The 16,152-nt window shown below is 59.0% G+C and carries 10 protein-coding genes; 8 read left to right on the top strand and 2 right to left on the bottom strand.

Features of this window, described 5'->3' with window-relative positions:
- Positions 1 to 420: 420 nt before the first annotated feature.
- From HMPREF2779_RS01945 to HMPREF2779_RS01920, 6 genes are all read left to right on the top strand, one after another.
- Positions 421 to 3,912, top strand: coding sequence for a bifunctional proline dehydrogenase/L-glutamate gamma-semialdehyde dehydrogenase (locus HMPREF2779_RS01945; RefSeq protein WP_105360685.1), 3,492 nt, complete (start codon positions 421 to 423; stop codon positions 3,910 to 3,912).
- Between the two features lie 333 nt (positions 3,913 to 4,245).
- On the top strand, positions 4,246 to 4,638 hold the full coding sequence (gene gcvH, locus HMPREF2779_RS01940; RefSeq protein WP_070687178.1) for a glycine cleavage system protein GcvH: 393 nt from the start codon (positions 4,246 to 4,248) through the stop codon (positions 4,636 to 4,638).
- 594 nt (positions 4,639 to 5,232) lie between these two features.
- Positions 5,233 to 6,006 (top strand): transcriptional regulator FtsR, encoded by a 774-nt coding sequence (locus tag HMPREF2779_RS01935; RefSeq protein WP_070687176.1) that lies wholly within the window; start codon positions 5,233 to 5,235, stop codon positions 6,004 to 6,006.
- A gap of 703 nt (positions 6,007 to 6,709) precedes the next feature.
- On the top strand, positions 6,710 to 7,357 hold the full coding sequence (locus HMPREF2779_RS01930; RefSeq protein ID WP_049337541.1) for a MerR family transcriptional regulator: 648 nt from the start codon (positions 6,710 to 6,712) through the stop codon (positions 7,355 to 7,357).
- Positions 7,358 to 7,547: 190 nt separating this feature from the next.
- Entirely contained in the window at positions 7,548 to 8,360 is an 813-nt protein-coding gene (locus tag HMPREF2779_RS01925) for a ParA family protein (protein ID WP_105360684.1), read from the top strand.
- Between the two features lie 305 nt (positions 8,361 to 8,665).
- Positions 8,666 to 10,123 carry a mycothione reductase gene (locus HMPREF2779_RS01920; RefSeq protein WP_070687172.1) on the top strand — a complete coding sequence of 486 codons (1,458 nt, stop codon included), beginning with the start codon at positions 8,666 to 8,668 and terminating at the stop codon, positions 10,121 to 10,123.
- 128 nt (positions 10,124 to 10,251) lie between these two features.
- Here HMPREF2779_RS01920 and HMPREF2779_RS01915 read toward each other — a convergent pair whose 3' ends face one another.
- A complete protein-coding gene (locus HMPREF2779_RS01915; RefSeq protein ID WP_070687170.1) occupies positions 10,252 to 12,393 on the bottom strand; it encodes an AMP-binding protein in 2,142 nt (713 codons plus the stop codon).
- A 150-nt stretch (positions 12,394 to 12,543) separates the two neighbouring features.
- Entirely contained in the window at positions 12,544 to 13,410 is an 867-nt protein-coding gene (locus tag HMPREF2779_RS01910) for an alpha/beta hydrolase (protein ID WP_070687168.1), read from the bottom strand.
- A 214-nt stretch (positions 13,411 to 13,624) separates the two neighbouring features.
- Here HMPREF2779_RS01910 and HMPREF2779_RS01905 point away from each other — a divergent pair, with 214 nt between their 5' ends.
- Together HMPREF2779_RS01905 and HMPREF2779_RS01900 are read left to right on the top strand one after the other, a co-directional pair.
- Positions 13,625 to 14,374: a lysophospholipid acyltransferase family protein gene (locus HMPREF2779_RS01905; RefSeq protein ID WP_105360683.1), complete on the top strand. Its 750-nt coding sequence runs from the start codon at positions 13,625 to 13,627 to the stop codon at positions 14,372 to 14,374.
- A gap of 349 nt (positions 14,375 to 14,723) precedes the next feature.
- Positions 14,724 to 16,088, top strand: coding sequence for a class II 3-deoxy-7-phosphoheptulonate synthase (locus tag HMPREF2779_RS01900; protein WP_070687164.1), 1,365 nt, complete (start codon positions 14,724 to 14,726; stop codon positions 16,086 to 16,088).
- Positions 16,089 to 16,152 lie beyond the last annotated feature (64 nt).

The following is a 16,152-nucleotide window of genomic DNA, read 5'->3' as shown; positions in this document are numbered from 1 at the left end:
GTACCGCGTGGGCTTTTGTGTGGCTCTTTTTGAGACGGGGAGACCTTCGGAGACGCGTGTTGGCTTGTACGGCGGGTATTCCGGGAGAGTGTGGTGAACCTTAGTTCTATAGATGCTTTTGGGAATGGTTTTGAAGTGTTCGAATGTTACGGAATGGGTTCGGTATTTGCTTTCTGAAAGTGCTAGCCTGAGAGGGATTGATAGCGATGTCGCTATGGTCTTCGTTTCTTCTCTTTGGGCTCGGTGTTCGGAGGGTTGCCGGGCGGGAACCGCACCGCACAATCATTTAGAAAAACTAAATGGATTTTGGAAAAAACATTCAGTTTTTCTAATGAGGTATTTATTACCCTTTTGTGGTGAAATAGAGACATCGCCAAACGTGGTGTGCACCGCACACAGTGAGATAGTTAGGAGTCAAGGATGACCCATCCTTTCGCATCTGAGCACTACCAGAAGATGGCTCTGGAAGCTCGTCAGCTTGTTCGTCAGTGGGTAAATGAGTCCCAGTCGATCAAGCCCACCTTCGCGGCTGAGCAGCTCGCCGGTGTTCTGAAGGACCCCAATGGTCTTCCCTTCACCGTCGGCTTTGTTGATGGCGTTATTCGCCCCGAAGACGACAACGTCTCCGGCCGCAACCTTTCCCGTATTTCAGGCCTGGCACCTTCCTTCCTGCCCTGGTACATGAAGTCCGCTGTTGGCTTCGGTGGCAAGCTGGCTGGCAAGGTCGCATGGCCCACCGTTCCCGTTGCACGCCGCGTGCTGCGCGAGATGGTTGGTCACCTGATTGTCGACGCTTCCGAGGAGAAGCTGGGCGACGCAATCGCAGAGCTGACCAAGACCGGTAACCGCCTGAACGTCAACCTGCTCGGTGAGGCAGTTCTGGGTGACAAGGAAGCAGAGCACCGCCTGGCTGAGACCAAGCGCCTGCTGGCACGTGACGATGTTGACTACGTCTCCATCAAGGTGTCCGCTGTTTCCGGCCCCCACCAGCACTGGGCATTCGACGAGGTTGTTGAGACCGCTGTTCGCCGCCTGACCCCGCTGTACGAGCTGGCTGCATCCACCTCCCCCAAGAAGTTCATCAACCTGGACATGGAGGAGTACAAGGACCTGGATCTCACCATTGAGGTGTTCACCAAGATCCTGGACCAGCCCCACCTGAAGGACCTGGAAGCCGGTATCGTGCTTCAGGCATACCTGCCCGACACCCTGGCTGCAATGCAGCACCTGCAGGAGTGGTCCGCAAAGCGCGTTGCTGCTGGCGGCGCAGGCATCAAGGTCCGCCTGGTTAAGGGTGCAAACCTCTCCATGGAAATCGTGGAAGCTGTTATGCACGGCTGGCCGCTGACCACCTGGGACACCAAGCAGGCTGCTGACACCAACTACAAGCGCGTTCTGGACTACGCACTGCGTCCCGAGCACGTGAAGAACGTTCGCCTCGGTATTGCAGGCCACAACCTCTTCGACGTTGCTTTCGCACTGCTGCTGTCCGAGGACCGTGGCGTGAAGGACCGCGTCGAGTTCGAGATGCTGATTGGTATGGCTGAGCAGCAGGCAGAGATCATCCGCCGTCGCGTTGGCCACCTGCTGCTGTACGTGCCCGTCGTGAACCCCAAGGAATTCGACGTTGCTATCGCATACCTGATTCGTCGTCTCGAGGAGAACGCTTCCTCCGAGAACTTCATGTCCGGTATCTTCGACCTGGCAACCGACGAGTCCATCTTCAAGCGCGAAGAGGACCGCTTCATGCGTGCACTGAACTCCGTCACCGATGAGGTTCCCGCATCCAAGCGCACTCAGAACCGTCTGACCGAGAACGAGGACAACGTCTTCGTACCGGCAGGCCGCTTCGAGAACACCCCCGACACCGACCCCGCACTCTCCGGTAACCGCGAGTGGGGCCGCGCAATCCTCGAGCGTTCCAAGACCACCAAGCTGGGCATCGACACCCTCAAGGCTAACGAGCTGACCAGCGAGGCTGAGGCTGAGAAGCTGATCAAGGAAACCGAAGAGGCTGGCAAGGCATGGGGCAAGCTCTCCGGCCACGAGCGTGCAGAGATTCTGCGCAAGGTCGGTAAGGCAATCGCACTGCGCCGCGGTGACCTGCTGGAGGTTATGGCAGCTGAGGCTGGCAAGACCCTGGAGCAGGGCGACACCGAGGTCTCCGAGGCAATCGACTTCGCATACTACTACGCAATGCTGGCTGAGGACCTCGAGAAGATCGACGGCGCAAAGCCCAAGTCCGTTGACCTGACCCTGGTTGTTCCCCCGTGGAACTTCCCGACCGCTATCCCCGCCGGTGGTGTTCTGGCTGGTCTGGCTGCAGGTTCTGCTGTCATCTTCAAGCCCGCAACCATCACCGCTCGCACCGGTGCCCTGATCGCAGAGATCATGTGGGATGCAGGCGTTCCCAAGGAAGTTCTGAAGCTCGTCAAGGTTGTTGACCGCGCTGCAGGCAAGCTGCTCATCTCGCACCCCGAGGTTGACCGCCTGATCCTGACCGGTGGTTACGAGACCGCTGAGCTCTTCCGCTCCTGGCGTGATGACTTGCCCCTGTTCGGTGAGACCTCGGGTAAGAACTCCATCATCGTCACCCCGAACGCTGACATCGACCTCGCCGTCAAGGACGTCGTCTACTCGGCATTCGGTCACGCAGGTCAGAAGTGCTCCGCTGGCTCCACCGTCATCCTGGTTGGCTCCGTGGCACAGTCTGAGCGTTTCCGCCGTCAGCTGCTTGACTCCGTCAGCTCCCTGCACGTGGCACACCCGCAGGACATCGAGTCCGAGATGGGCCCCGTTGTTCAGAAGCCGGAAGAGAAGCTGTTGCGCGGTCTGACCACCCTCGGCCCGGGCGAGCGCTGGCTCGTTCAGCCCAAGGAACTGGACGACACTGGCCGTCTGTGGAGCCCCGGTGTTCGCGAAGGTGTCAAGCCCGGTTCTGAGTACCACATGACCGAGTACTTCGGTCCCATCCTGGGTATCATGACCGCTGACACCCTGGAAGAGGCAATCGAGCTGCAGAACGCACCCGATTACGGCCTGACCGCAGGTCTGCACTCGCTGGATGCTGACGAGCTCGAGCTGTGGCTCTCCAAGGTCCAGGCAGGTAACCTGTACGTGAACCGTGCAATTACCGGTGCAATCGTTCAGCGTCAGCCCTTCGGTGGTTGGAAGAAGTCCACCGTTGGCTCCGGTACCAAGGCTGGTGGCCCCAGCTACCTGATTGCTCTGTCCGATTGGGAGCCCGCACAGGCAACCGCAACCGCAACCACCCAGTCGGTGACCGTTCGCGAGACCCTGGCTACCATCGAGAACTCCGAGCTCGGCAAGCGCGATGACTTCGCATTCATCAAGCGCGGTGTCTCCTCTGACGCACACGCTTGGGACACCGAGTTCGGCTTCGACCACGATCCCTCGAAGCTGGGCGTGGAGCGCAACATCCTGCGCTACGTACCCACCCAGGTTCTGGTTCGTGCAGACGAGTCCGCATCCGCAGCAGAGACCCTGCGCGTTGTGCTCGCCGGTCTGGCAGCTAACGCACCGGTTGCTCTGTCCGTCGGTAAGGACCTGCCGGTCGACGTTCGTGGCGTCCTCGAGAACAAGGGCATCAAGTACGAAGTCAAGTCGGACGCTCAGTTCCGTGAGTACCTGGCATCCAACGCAAAGACCCCGGTCCGCGCACTGGCTGGTACCCCGCTGGAAGGCACCCGTATCCGCTACATCGGTAACGATGAGAAGTCCATCTACACCGCACTGGGCGGTCGCCCGGACGTTGCAGTGTACTTCGCACCCGTCACCGAGGCTGGCCGTATCGAGATGCTGCCCTTCCTCCGCGAGCAGGCTGTTTCGATTACCGCACACCGTTTCGGTAACCCGAACCGCTTCTCCGAGCGCGTCATTTCTTCCCGCTAAGGCGCTGTGAGAGTTTAGCTCTCTAGCCTAAGGCTCAGGGCTCTGCACCTTCATGGTGTGGGGCCCTGAGCCTTTTGGTGTGTCTGATGGCTGTCTGCTGGAGGTGAGTAATAGGGGTACTTCTAGGGCCTTGGGAAGGGGCGCTTATTGAGCGGTTAGATAGGATAAGGAAAATATAGTGTCATAGAAGTGGTACGGGGGTGTTTGGACGTGCCCCGCGTTACTTCTTATGTGATAATTGGTGTAGGACGTTCCGTCATCCCACATACGGAACGACACCGTGCGCGGGACGGTCCGCGCTACGCAAGAACACACTGAAAGGACACCGCTGCTATGAGCAACGTTCCCGCAGAACTCTCGTACACTTCTGAGCACGAGTGGGTTTCCGCTCTCACCGCCGAGGGCACCGTACGTGTTGGTATTACCGACCACGCTCAGGATGCACTGGGTGACGTCGTCTACGTCGACCTTCCCTCTGTTGGCGATTCTGTAGCTGCTGAGGATAGCTTCGGTGAGATTGAGTCCACCAAGTCTGTCTCTGATCTTTTCGCTCCCATTGCGGGCGAGATTGTTGCAGTGAACGAGGGTCTGGAGGATGACCCCGCACTGGTCAACTCTGACCCCTATGGCGAGGGCTGGATCATTGAGATTCGCCCCGAGAACACTGATGACCTGGCGAACCTGCTGGATGCAGAGGCATACAAGGCTGAGCTGGACAAACTCTAAGTCGATAGACTCTAAGACCTTCTATAGGCCTCGGATAAGAGGTATGTAGTGGTGAGACGGCGAGACCGATTGGTCTCGCCGTTTTTCTTTTAAAATGCACACAAACGCAAATAGTTGGGCGCATTTAAGGTTCGTCTTGAAGGTGTAGGAATTCACTAAAGGGGCTTGAAGGATGACTAAACCCCTAGTGGGAGCCTCTTTCAAGTTAAATGTGATGAAAACTTCAACTATCGCGAGAAGATAAAATTTTCCTCGTAAAGCAGTCCAATATGAGATATATGTGTTCGAGGTATTGGAATTTTGCTAAAATTGGTACTGTCTCTACTGAATAATGTTTGATTGTATGGCTATTTTTGGGTTCAAAAAGCCTCTGAAAAGGGCGAACTAAATAGCAAAATGCCTTGTGAGGCTATAAGATTGTCTCGAAGGTTTGCGGTTTATCATTTCGTGATAAACAACTAAACTTATCTATCACACTCTCAACACTAAGCAAAGATGTTCGGCACGAAGCGAGACCCCCGACCGGGGGAACGAGCCATTCACTCAAATACGGCGAGTATCGTCATCGACCGAACAAGTACCCGAAAGACATAGATGACCTCACGCATCGATGAGAACCTCACTAACGCTGAGGTTCAACTAGAGGACGTGGAGAACGGCGACTCTGACCGTAACCCGCGTGACGTTAAGAGCCGGACCATTGGTCAGGTTCTTAGCCAGCTTGACCTGGAGTTCCCCGGAATTAGCGCCTCCAAGATTCGCTTCCTGGAAGAGTGCGGTCTCGTGCACCCCAGCCGTACCGAAACCGGTTACCGCAAGTACTCCCAGACTGACATTGAGCGCCTGCGCTACATTCTCACTATGCAGCGCGACCACTACATGCCGCTCAAGGTAATCCGTCAGCACCTGGAGGACCTGGAAGCCGGACGCGTACTGAACTCCATGCCCACCACCGTAAGCGAAGACGTCCTGGATACCGTCCTCGGACCGGACGAGCAGGAAGGCCGTACTTACAGCCTCCGTGAGCTGGCAGAATACGCTAACACCACTCCCGAACTGATTCGCGAGCTGATTGACTTTGGACTGCTCGAAGATGGCTCGGATGTGGAGTACACCGATTACGACGTGCTGATCGCCCGCGTGAGCGCGGAGCTGACCCAGCACGGCATTCAGCCCCGTCACCTGCGCGCGTTCAAGTCTGCGGCAGACCGCGAAATCTCCCTCGTGGAAATTGCGGTAGCTCCGCTGGCATCGCGCCGCGACGCAGCCTCCCAGGCTCAGGCGCAGGAACGAGCCGACAAGATCCGCAAGTTGTGCCTGCAGCTGCACGCAACTCTCGTCGAATCGGCGATGCCTACCTACGAGTAGGCGAACGAAGACGCAGACTGCCGGACAGCCTGTCGTTCGTGAACTCTCAGCGGTTCTACCGCACCCCAAACGGGGATTTCCTTCGGGAAACACCGCTGACCACGGTGATTCCCTCTATAGTCCCTACCCCTTACCAACGGGTAGCGGCCTCTAGACTTGGACGAAGCCGACGCTGGCACGCTCGGAATTTCTACCCCTTCATCCAACACGAAGAGCTTTCTCACAAGGGGGCTCCCGGCCTGCCAAGGCTATTCACTCAACTCAGCTGTAAATGCGTACGGACTACCAGCCCGTACGCATTTACTTTTTAAACTTCCCCTGTTTAAACTCCCCTGTGCGGGGGTGCCCAGAAAAAGCGAACGGAACAGCGGGGAAGGAGCGCCCCTACGAGGCGTTAATGAGGCAAGAATGAATCTGAAAAGATCATTCGCTCCGGTGGGTTCAATTTTAAGTAGAGCCCTCTATCAGTTAAAATAGATTGAACAGCCGCGCCTATCGCGCATCGGTCGCACTGTTGAACCGCTGTGTAGTATTGAAAACCGCGCCGGAACCCAGTAGAGGAGCCACGCGAATCATAGACGCAGATTCTAGACCTCAACCCTAGAATCTCACCCCGAGAATCGGGTCTACACCGGAACGATATCGACCACATTTGATAGGGCGCGGTGAATCGCATTAAACGGGTTAATGAAAAGGAGGGACCGTGCTAGAGCAGCAGGTAGCCGAAAATGCAGGCGAGGCCGCAGGCACCCATGAGGCACCCCAGGGCTTCGACCAGCCCCTGGACGGCTTCGACACCCTCTTCCCCGTAGCACCGCCTCCGCGCGGTGAACAAGGCGTACTCTTCACCGACCCGGTCTCCGTCGTCGAGGAAAACCTCGGCTACCGTGGCGCCGTCGCCTGCAAGGCAGCCGGCATCACCTACCGCCAGCTCGACTACTGGGCACGCACCGACCTAGTCGTACCCACCGTGCGTGGCGCCTCCGGATCCGGTACCCAGCGCCTCTACAGCTTCCGCGACGTGCTCGTGCTCAAGATTGTGAAGCGACTGCTTGACACCGGCGTGTCCCTGCAGCAGATTCGCACCTCCATCGAGCACCTGCGTACCCGCGGCATTGACGACCTCGCGAACATTACCCTCATGAGTGACGGTACCACCGTCTACGAATGCACCTCCCCGAGCGAGGTCATTGACCTGGTTCAGGCAGGTCAGGGCGTCTTCGGTATCGCTATCGGTCGCGTCTGGCGCGAAATCGAAATGAACCTCAACGGCCAGCCCGGCGAAGAAATGCACGAAAACTTCGAAGGCGACGAACTCGCCGCCCGCCGTGCCCGCCGTGCACAGGCATAAAACATAAAACTTAGATCAGCCCGCGTTTACCACCTGCCAGGTGGCGAGCGCGGGCTGAAGCTTTAAACCCGAGGGAATATTCAATGCCCGCCTGAGAAAAACTCAAGATACACCGCTGTCAGAGCCAGAAGAAAAGCGAAGATTCGCTAAAATAAAGGGGCATTACACCTCACTCATAAAAGGGACCTGCATGCCCCGCATCGTCAGTATCAGCAGCCTCAAGGGCGGCGTTGGCAAAACGTCCATCACTTTGGGGCTTGCCTCCGCGGCATTACACAGCGGACTCTCCACACTCGTTATTGACCTCGACCCCCACGGCGACGTCAGCACCGGCCTGGCGGTGGATGAATCCATCCCCGACGTCGCCTCCCTAATCGCCAGTTCCAATGAGCGCGCCTTCGCGGAGGAAGCCGGTAGCTCATCCTGGAACGCGCTCGTCGGCAAACCCACCCTGCTGACCAATAACCCCGTGACCACCGGTAGCGTGAAGGTGGCGCGCGGTTCGGCTCGTTCCACCCTCGTGGACCGGCAGGAAGCTGCGCCGTTCATCCGCCGCTTCAAGCGCATGGTGGAGGCGGCAGCGGACGCCTACGACGTCATCCTGATTGACTGCCCGCCGTTCCTCGGAACCCTGTCTTCAATGGGCTGGGCGGTGAGTGAGCGCATCCTCTCGGTCGCTGAGCCTTCTCTTTTCTCCGTGGCGGGCACCGAACGAACCCTGCGCGCCATCGTGCGCTTTCAGCAGGAAAGCGGCATCAGCATCGAAGGTGCGGGCGTCATTATCAACAAGATGCGCCCCAACGATAGCGAACACAGCTACCGACGCGACGAAATGCGTTCCCTCTTCGGTGAGCTCGTGGCAGAACCCGTGCTCGCTGAAAGCCCCGTGCTGCAGCGTGCCCAGGGCGCCGCGTACCCGATTCATTTTTGGCCCGACGAAGAATCGGTTGATCCCGCCATTGACTTCACCCGCCTGCTGGCTGGGCTGATGGCTGATATCTAAGCGCTGACCTCTCATCGCAGACATCTACACGTCACTAATCCGCGGGCTCGAATAGTCCTCAGCGCTTGAGGTATCAACGCTTGAGTGCGTCTTCTCAAAGAACCCCTGTGTTCTCAGCGCTGTGTTCTCAGGGCTGTGTTCTTTGGGATGTCGCATTTTCGCATATCCGGCAACATTGACACGAGATTGCGGGAATAGCCGGTAGCCTCCACGCGTTATAGTGGCAGTAACAGAAATAACCCCGCCATCGAGGGGGGGCACGCTGGGAACGAGCCCAGCCTCAACACCATCAACGAGAGGACCACATGAGCATCGAGAACGTAGAACGCATTGACGGCGTAGCACAATACGACCTCATCGTCATCGGCTCCGGATCCGGCAACACCCTCATCGGCCCCGAATGGGACGACAAGAAGGTCGCCCTCATCGACGGCGGCATCTTCGGCGGCACTTGCCTCAACGTTGGCTGCATCCCCACCAAGATGTACGTCTACCCGGCGACTATCGCGCAGAAGACCCGCGAGGTCAAGCACCTGGGCGTCGACGCGCACGTAGACGCCGTGCACTGGGCACAGATTCGTGACCGCATCTTTGCCTCCCGCATCGACCAGATCGCTGAGGGCGGCCGCGACTGGCGTGCCGGCCTGCCCAACGTCGACTTCTACGACCAGTACGCCCGCTTCGTAGGCTCCCACACCGTCGAGCTGACCGACGGCACCCGCCTGCAGGGCCGCCAGATTGTGATTGCGGCTGGTTCGCGCGCCGTGCTGCCTCCCGTTCCCGGTATCGACTCCTCCAAGGTCTACACCAACGACAATGTCATGCGCATGGACGAGCTACCCGCGCGCATGGTCGTCATCGGCGGCGGCGTGATTGCGGCAGAATTCTCCCACGTTTTCTCTGCATTCGGCACCGAAGTGACCCAGCTGAACCGCTCCTCCCGCCTGTTGCGCAACGTGGATGAAGAGGTCGTGGCACGCTTTGAAGAAGCCGCAAGCAAGCAGTGGAACATCGTCAAGGATGCGTCCCTCTCCGAGATTCGTGAGAACGCCGACGGCAGCGTGACCGTCGTAGCGAAGCGCACCACCGAGAACGGTGAAGAACTGCTCGAAATCCCGGCAGACGCTGTGCTCGTGGCTACGGGTCGCCGCCCCAACACCGACACCCTCAACGCGAAGAACTACTTCGACGTGCAGGACGGCGGTCAGCTCAGCGTCGATAAGCACCAGCGCGTGCTCTACAACGGTGCACCCGTACCCGGCGTCTACGCCCTCGGTGACGTGTCCAGCCGCTACCAGCTCAAGCACGTTGCAAACCACGAGGCCCGCGTTGTGCAGCACAACCTCAGCCACCCCGAGGACCTGCGTGCCAGTGACCACCGCTACGTACCCGCCGCGGTCTTCAGCAACCCGCAGATTGCCGTGGTCGGCATGACCGAAGAGCAGGCGCGCCAGGCCGCTGAGCGTGAAGGCTTTGAGATTACCGTCAAGGCACAGAACTTTGGCGACACCGCCTACGGCTGGGCAATGGAAGACAAGATTGGCCTGTGCAAGCTCATCGCCCGCAAGGACAACGGCGTGCTGCTCGGCGCACACCTGGTCGGTGAAGAGTCCTCCGTGCTCATCCAGCCGCTCCTGCAGGCAATGAGCTTCGGTATGGATGCGCGAACCCTCGCACGCGGCCAGTACTGGATCCACCCGGCACTGACCGAAATCGTTGAGAACGCGCTGCTCGGCCTGGAATTCGACGAGCCCGCAAACTAAGAATTCGCCATCTAACGACGGCTAGATAACGCCCGGAAGCCGAGGCATCTAGCGAACAAACAGAGAGGAGGGGGGTCGTACCGCTTAGGTACGACCCCCCTCCTCTCGTTAATGGTGGCCAGAGCCGGTTATGCGTTGTCGCTTTCAGGTTTCTTCTCAGCCTTCTTAGCTTCTGCCTTTTCAGCAGCAGCTTCTGCAGAAGAATCCTCAGCCTTTTCTGCCTTCTCAGCCTTATCTTCATGCGGCTTCTGCATCATTTCAGCGGTCTGTTCACGCAGCTCCTCAAACTTCTCAGCCGCCTGCTCACGCAACTCTGCAAGACGCTCCGCCTGGTGATCCGCGTACTCGTGCAGACGCTCAGCCGCCTGCTCACGCAGTTCAGCGAACTTTTCAGACTGCTCCGCTGCGTACTCCTGCAGACGAGCCAAAGAATCCGACGTGCTATCAGAAACCTTACCGTACATCTCATCCACGTAGGAGGAGAAATCCTGCAGAATCTTCGCGCGGCGCAGCTTCTGCGAAGGAGTCAGGTAACCATCTTCCTCGGTCAGGTCACGGTTCATGATGCGGAACTCGCGAATGCCCTCGGCACGGGAAACCAGCTGGTTCGCCTCGTCCACGAGCTTCTGAATTGCGGCACGAACCGCCGGGTGAACGGCAGCCTCCGGAATGGAGAGCGAACGCGGCAAGCCCAGGTGCTCCAACTGCTCGGGCAGGGTATCCGGATCCAGGGTCACCAGAGCCGCAATGAACGGCTTCTCATCGCCAACCAGCATCGCCTGAGAAACCAGGGGAGAAGTGCGCAAATGACCCTCCGCAATACCCGGAATCACGTTCTTACCGCCGGCGGTGACAATGATTTCCTTCTTACGGCCCACAATCTTCAGGTAGCCTCGTTCATCGAAACGAGCCAGGTCACCGGTACGGAACCAGCCGTCCTCGGTGAACGCATGAGCATCCTCCTCGGGGTTCTTGTAGTAGCTGCTAATCACGCCCACGCCACGAACCAGAAGCTCGCCGTCCTCAGCAATGTAGCCTTCGGAACCGGGGATGAGCGGGCCAATCATGCCAATCTGGTACGGGTCGATGCGGCCAGCCGCAATCGGGGCGCAGGTCTCGGTCAGGCCGTAACCCTCAACCACCTGCACACCCACCGCGTGGAAGAAGTGCGCCAGGCGCTCGCCGAGGGGGCCGCCGCCGGAGACCGCGTAACGCAGCTCGCCGCCCAGAGCCGACCGCAGCTTCGAGTAGACCAGCTTGTCGTACAGAGCGTACTGTGCCGCCAGCTTGACGGGCACGCGGCCCTCAACCTTTGCCTGCGACCAGCGCACCGCAATATCGGTGGAACGCTCAAAGAGAGCCTTATTGAACTTGCCGCCCTTAGCCGCCTTCGCCATGGCACCCTCGTACACCTTCTCAAAGACGCGGGGAACCACCAGCAGCATGGTCGGCTTGAAGCTATCCAAGTCAGCAGCCAGGTTCTTGATATTGGGGGAGTGGCCGATAACCAGGCCAGCGTCCAGTGCCAGCACCTGAATCAGACGCGCCAGAACGTGCGCCAGCGGCAAGAAAAGAATAGAGGAGTTACGCGAGTTTGCAATCTCAGTCTCTGCAAACTTAGTGTTGGCACTCAGGTTCAGGAAATGACCGTGAGTCAGCGCGCAACCCTTGGGGCGACCGGTCGTGCCGGAGGTGTACACAATGGTCGCGATGTCATCACAACCGGCGGCGGAACGTATCTGCTCCAGCTGCTCATCGCTCACCTCGGACGCGCGAGCGCTGAGGGTATCAAGGTCGCCGTTCTCAATGACCCAGCGGTGCTTGAGCTGGCACGGCTCAGACGTAGAAGCGGCGTATTCTTCAGCCTCAGCCACACGATTCAGGAGCTTCTCATCCTCGACGAAGATGGCGACAGCCTCAGAATGGGACAGAGCCCACGCAGCCTGGGCGGCAGCGTTCGTCTCATATACCGGCACAGAGACAGCGCCGGCATACCAAATCGCGAAGTCAATGACGGTCCACTCAAAACGGGTGCGGCTCATAATACCCACACGGTCACCCGGGCGGATACCAGCGGCAATCATGCCCTTAGCCAGGTCGGTCACCATCTGGTGGAATTGCTGGGAGTGAACCGGCTGCCAGTTACCCGGAGACATCTGACGGCGGTACAGCAACGGGTTGGAGCTATCGGCACGGTGGCGCTCAACAATGCTTGTCAGATTCAGTGAGGGGTCGACAATAACCTCAGCGGGAGTGGAGAAGACTTTCATAATGCGCCTTTCAAATCAGGGCGTGAGCCCGTGGCGGATCCGGTGCCGCGGGCTGTCCTCGATGGCCCAAGGAGCCGTAATATCTATCTGCTGTTCTACTCGCTACGGCGGGTGATGCTTACGCCAGTTGCAGCGAGCGGAGCCGCAGAACTAGTGGTTTAGGGATGCGACAAAAGCTTGGATGGCGGAGAGCAGATACTCTGCGTCATAGTCCAGAGTTGCCACATGGTAGCTACGGGTCAGCCACCTAAATTCTACAGGAACTGAACAATGTTCGAGAAAATATCTGTGGGAGCTATCCAACACAGTATGATCGCCCAGTGAACGCAAATACAGAACCGGCGACTTCAACTGCGGAATCAGAGCACGAGTCTCAGCACCCAAAAGATGCAACTGATGCACCGCCGCGGTCGGAACGAGAGAATACGCACCCTCGCTCACGCCCGGAACCGCAATATCGGAACCGATCGCCTTGAGTACCGGCAGAACCTTCGAGACCTTGCCGGCGTGGCGCATCATCGGGTTCACATCCACCATATAGGGGTTAATCAGCACTGTACCCGCCACCGGCAGACGCGCCGACAGGTGAGTCGCCACCGTACCGCCCATCGACATTCCGATGACCACCACCTGCAAGCCCTGATTGGTCAGGCGGCGGTACCCCCGCTCAGCAGAATCCAGCCACTGCTGGTACGTGCTATCACGCAAATCCTGCCAACGGGTCGCGTGCCCAGTCAGCACAGGCATCTCTACCGCATAACCGAGCTCCATAAAACGCTGAGCCACCGGGCGCATACTGTGCGGCGAACCCGTAAAACCATGCACCAGCAAAATACCCACGGAATGCTGCCCCGAATCAGGGGCAAAAGAAACAGGGGAGTGGTCGAATGCATCCTGCTCTTCCCCGAGGCGACGCGCCAAAGATTCCTTAACATTTTGGGTTGCAAGAAGCCTGCGCTCGCGAGCCTTACGCCGAATCCTTTTGACCGGTTCCAGCGAATTATCGAAAATGCTCATGGTCCTCCTTCGCCTACCTGCAGCACTATTAGCGTAGGCGAGGCTCTATAGCGTACCCCGACCGGCTACCACAGATACAGCACCGATGCTGGTATATCGCCCCCAGCGCACCCGATACACCGGTGCGCAGAAAAATCGTTCTCTTTCTTTTATTATCTCGCTACGCTCCAGACAAGATAGAATTGACCCGGGAATATTCAGAGAGGAGACCCCAATGCCTAACACCGCCCTCTATTCAACGCTCAAGGTTCTTGGCTCACCCCTGCTGCAGGGACTGTACCACCACGACGTGGTTGGCCTGGAAAACCTGCCCGAGGGGCCCTACATCGTCGCCAGCAACCACCTGGCATTCTGCGACTCCATTTTTATTCCTCTCGCCATGCCGCGCACCGTGAACTTCCTCGCCAAGAGCGACTACTTCACCACCCCCGGCGTGAAGGGTCGCGCCATGGCGGCGTTCTTCCGCAGCGTTGGCCAGCTTCCCATGGACCGCTCCGGCGGCCAGAAGAGCCAGGAATCCCTCAATGCCGGCGCGCAGGTCCTCAAGGACGGCGGCATCATCGGCATCTACCCCGAAGGCACTCGTAGCCCCGACGGACGCGGCTACCGCCCCAAGGTCGGTGTCGCCCGCCTCGCAGTTGAAGCAGGCGTGCCCGTAGTGCCCATCGGACAGATCGGTACCGACCTGATTCAGCCCTCCGGCTCGAACCGTATCCGTCTGCGCCACGACGGCAAGCCTATCCAGGTGCGTACCATTATCGGCAAGCCCCTCACCTTCGAGGAATACACCGACGGCTCAGACCTGAGCCACCGCGTTCAGCATGAAATCGCCGACCGTATTGGCTCCGAGATTCGTGCCCTCAGCGGCCAGGAATACGTGGACGTGTACGCCGACCGCGTCAAGAAACTCATGGCTGATAAAAACATGAGCGCTGATGAGGCAGTCGCACACCAGCAGCACTAAACATTGAGACAGCACCCTGAGATAGCATCCTGAGACAGCACCCCGGGTGCGCACATACGCCAGATGCACACATACGCCAGAGGGCGGGATGCGGTACATGCCGCATCCCGCCCTTTCGTATGCGGCTCTGCAGCGGTGTATATCAACCCGCGTATCGCCGACACCGGGTGGCGCTATCTAAACATGTGAGATGTACCTGACTGCAGGGTTAGGTGTTGAAGCAAGCAAGAGTACAATTAGGTCTATTCGGCCTGAAGAATCGCAAGCCAGCACGCCGCACACGGCGCGCCGAACACCCGAAACGGCGGCTGAATCAGAAAACGCACAAGACCATCCCGATGGAGTGAAGATGAGCAACCAAAACCTCAGCACCTCGCAGGCCCCCGACCACGGCCTGGACACCTGGCGTCAGCTGCACATTGACCAGCAGCCCACCTGGAGCGAGCACGAAGATTTTGAGAGCACCATCGCCGAGCTGAACTCGGTACCGCCGCTCGTCTTCGCCGGTGAAGTCGACGCCATGCGCCAGGCACTCGGTGAGGTTGCTGAAGGCCGCGCATTCCTCCTGCAGGGCGGCGACTGCGCAGAAACCTTCGCGGGTGCAACCGCCGACAAGATCTCTGGCCGCGTCAAGACCATCCTGCAGATGTCTGCAGTGCTCACCTACGGCGCCTCCATGCCCGTGGTGAAGATGGGCCGTATGGCGGGCCAGTTCTCCAAGCCGCGCTCCGCAGACATGGAAACCCGCGGCGATGTCACCCTGCCCTCCTTCCGCGGCGAGACCGTCAACGGTTTCGACTTCACCCCCGAAGCCCGCGTACACGACCCCAAGCGTATGCTGCGCGGCTACCACACCAGCGCATCCACCCTGAACCTGGTGCGCGCCTTCACCAAGGGCGGCTTCGCAGACCTGCGCGCCGTACACCAGTGGAACCGCGGCTTCACCTCCAACCCCGCACACGAACGCTACGAGAAGACCGCCAACGAAATCGGCCGTGCCCTCAAGTTCATGGAAGCATGCGGCGTAAACTTCGAAGCCCTCAAGACCACCGACATGTACGTCGGCCACGAGGCACTCGTGCTGGACTACGAGCGTGCCCTCACCCGCATCGACTCGCGCACCCACCTGCCCTACGACACCTCCGCACACTTCCTGTGGATTGGCGAGCGCACCCGCGGCATCGACGATGCACACGTAGACTTCCTCTCCAAGGTCCGCAACCCCATCGGCGTGAAGCTGGGCCCGACCACCACGGCAGAGGACGCACTCGCACTGATCGACAAGCTCGACCCGAACCGCGAGCCCGGCCGCCTGACCTTCATCACCCGCATGGGTGCGAAGAACATCCGCGAGAAGCTGCCCGCAATCGTTGAGGGTGTGCAGGCTGAAGGTGCGAAGGTCGTCTGGGTCACCGACCCGATGCACGGCAACACCATCTCCGTGCCCTCCGGCTACAAGACCCGCCGCTTCGACGACGTGCTCGACGAGGTTCGCGGCTTCTTCGAGGTGCACGAGGCACTGGGTTCGTTCCCCGGCGGTATCCACGTGGAAATGACCGGCGACGACGTGACCGAATGCTTGGGCGGCTCCGATGCTATCGACGAGGCAGCACTGGCAGACCGCTACGAGTCTCTGTGCGACCCGCGTCTGAACCACTCGCAGTCCCTGGAAATCGCGTTCCTGGTCTCCGAGTACCTCAAGAACCGCGCATAAAACGTTCATGCTTTTCGCCGCGATAGTTGGCGGGGAGCAGTAGACACGACAATGCCCGGGTCTT

This window comes from Rothia sp. HMSC069C03 (assembly GCF_001811075.1).
GTDB lineage: Bacteria > Actinomycetota > Actinomycetes > Actinomycetales > Micrococcaceae > Rothia > Rothia mucilaginosa.
The sequence above is the reverse complement of the archived record's forward strand: the minus strand, read 5'-3'. Positions and strand labels throughout refer to the sequence as shown.

Coding starts and splice junctions, on each gene's coding strand:
- HMPREF2779_RS01945 (WP_105360685.1), top strand. CDS start 421: ATGACCCATCCTTTCGCATCTGAGCACTACCAGAAGATGGCTCTGGAA.
- gcvH (WP_070687178.1), top strand. CDS start 4,246: ATGAGCAACGTTCCCGCAGAACTCTCGTACACTTCTGAGCACGAGTGG.
- HMPREF2779_RS01935 (WP_070687176.1), top strand. CDS start 5,233: ATGACCTCACGCATCGATGAGAACCTCACTAACGCTGAGGTTCAACTA.
- HMPREF2779_RS01925 (WP_105360684.1), top strand. CDS start 7,548: ATGCCCCGCATCGTCAGTATCAGCAGCCTCAAGGGCGGCGTTGGCAAA.
- HMPREF2779_RS01920 (WP_070687172.1), top strand. CDS start 8,666: ATGAGCATCGAGAACGTAGAACGCATTGACGGCGTAGCACAATACGAC.
- HMPREF2779_RS01915 (WP_070687170.1), bottom strand. CDS start 12,393: ATGAAAGTCTTCTCCACTCCCGCTGAGGTTATTGTCGACCCCTCACTG.
- HMPREF2779_RS01910 (WP_070687168.1), bottom strand. CDS start 13,410: ATGAGCATTTTCGATAATTCGCTGGAACCGGTCAAAAGGATTCGGCGT.
- HMPREF2779_RS01905 (WP_105360683.1), top strand. CDS start 13,625: ATGCCTAACACCGCCCTCTATTCAACGCTCAAGGTTCTTGGCTCACCC.
- HMPREF2779_RS01900 (WP_070687164.1), top strand. CDS start 14,724: ATGAGCAACCAAAACCTCAGCACCTCGCAGGCCCCCGACCACGGCCTG.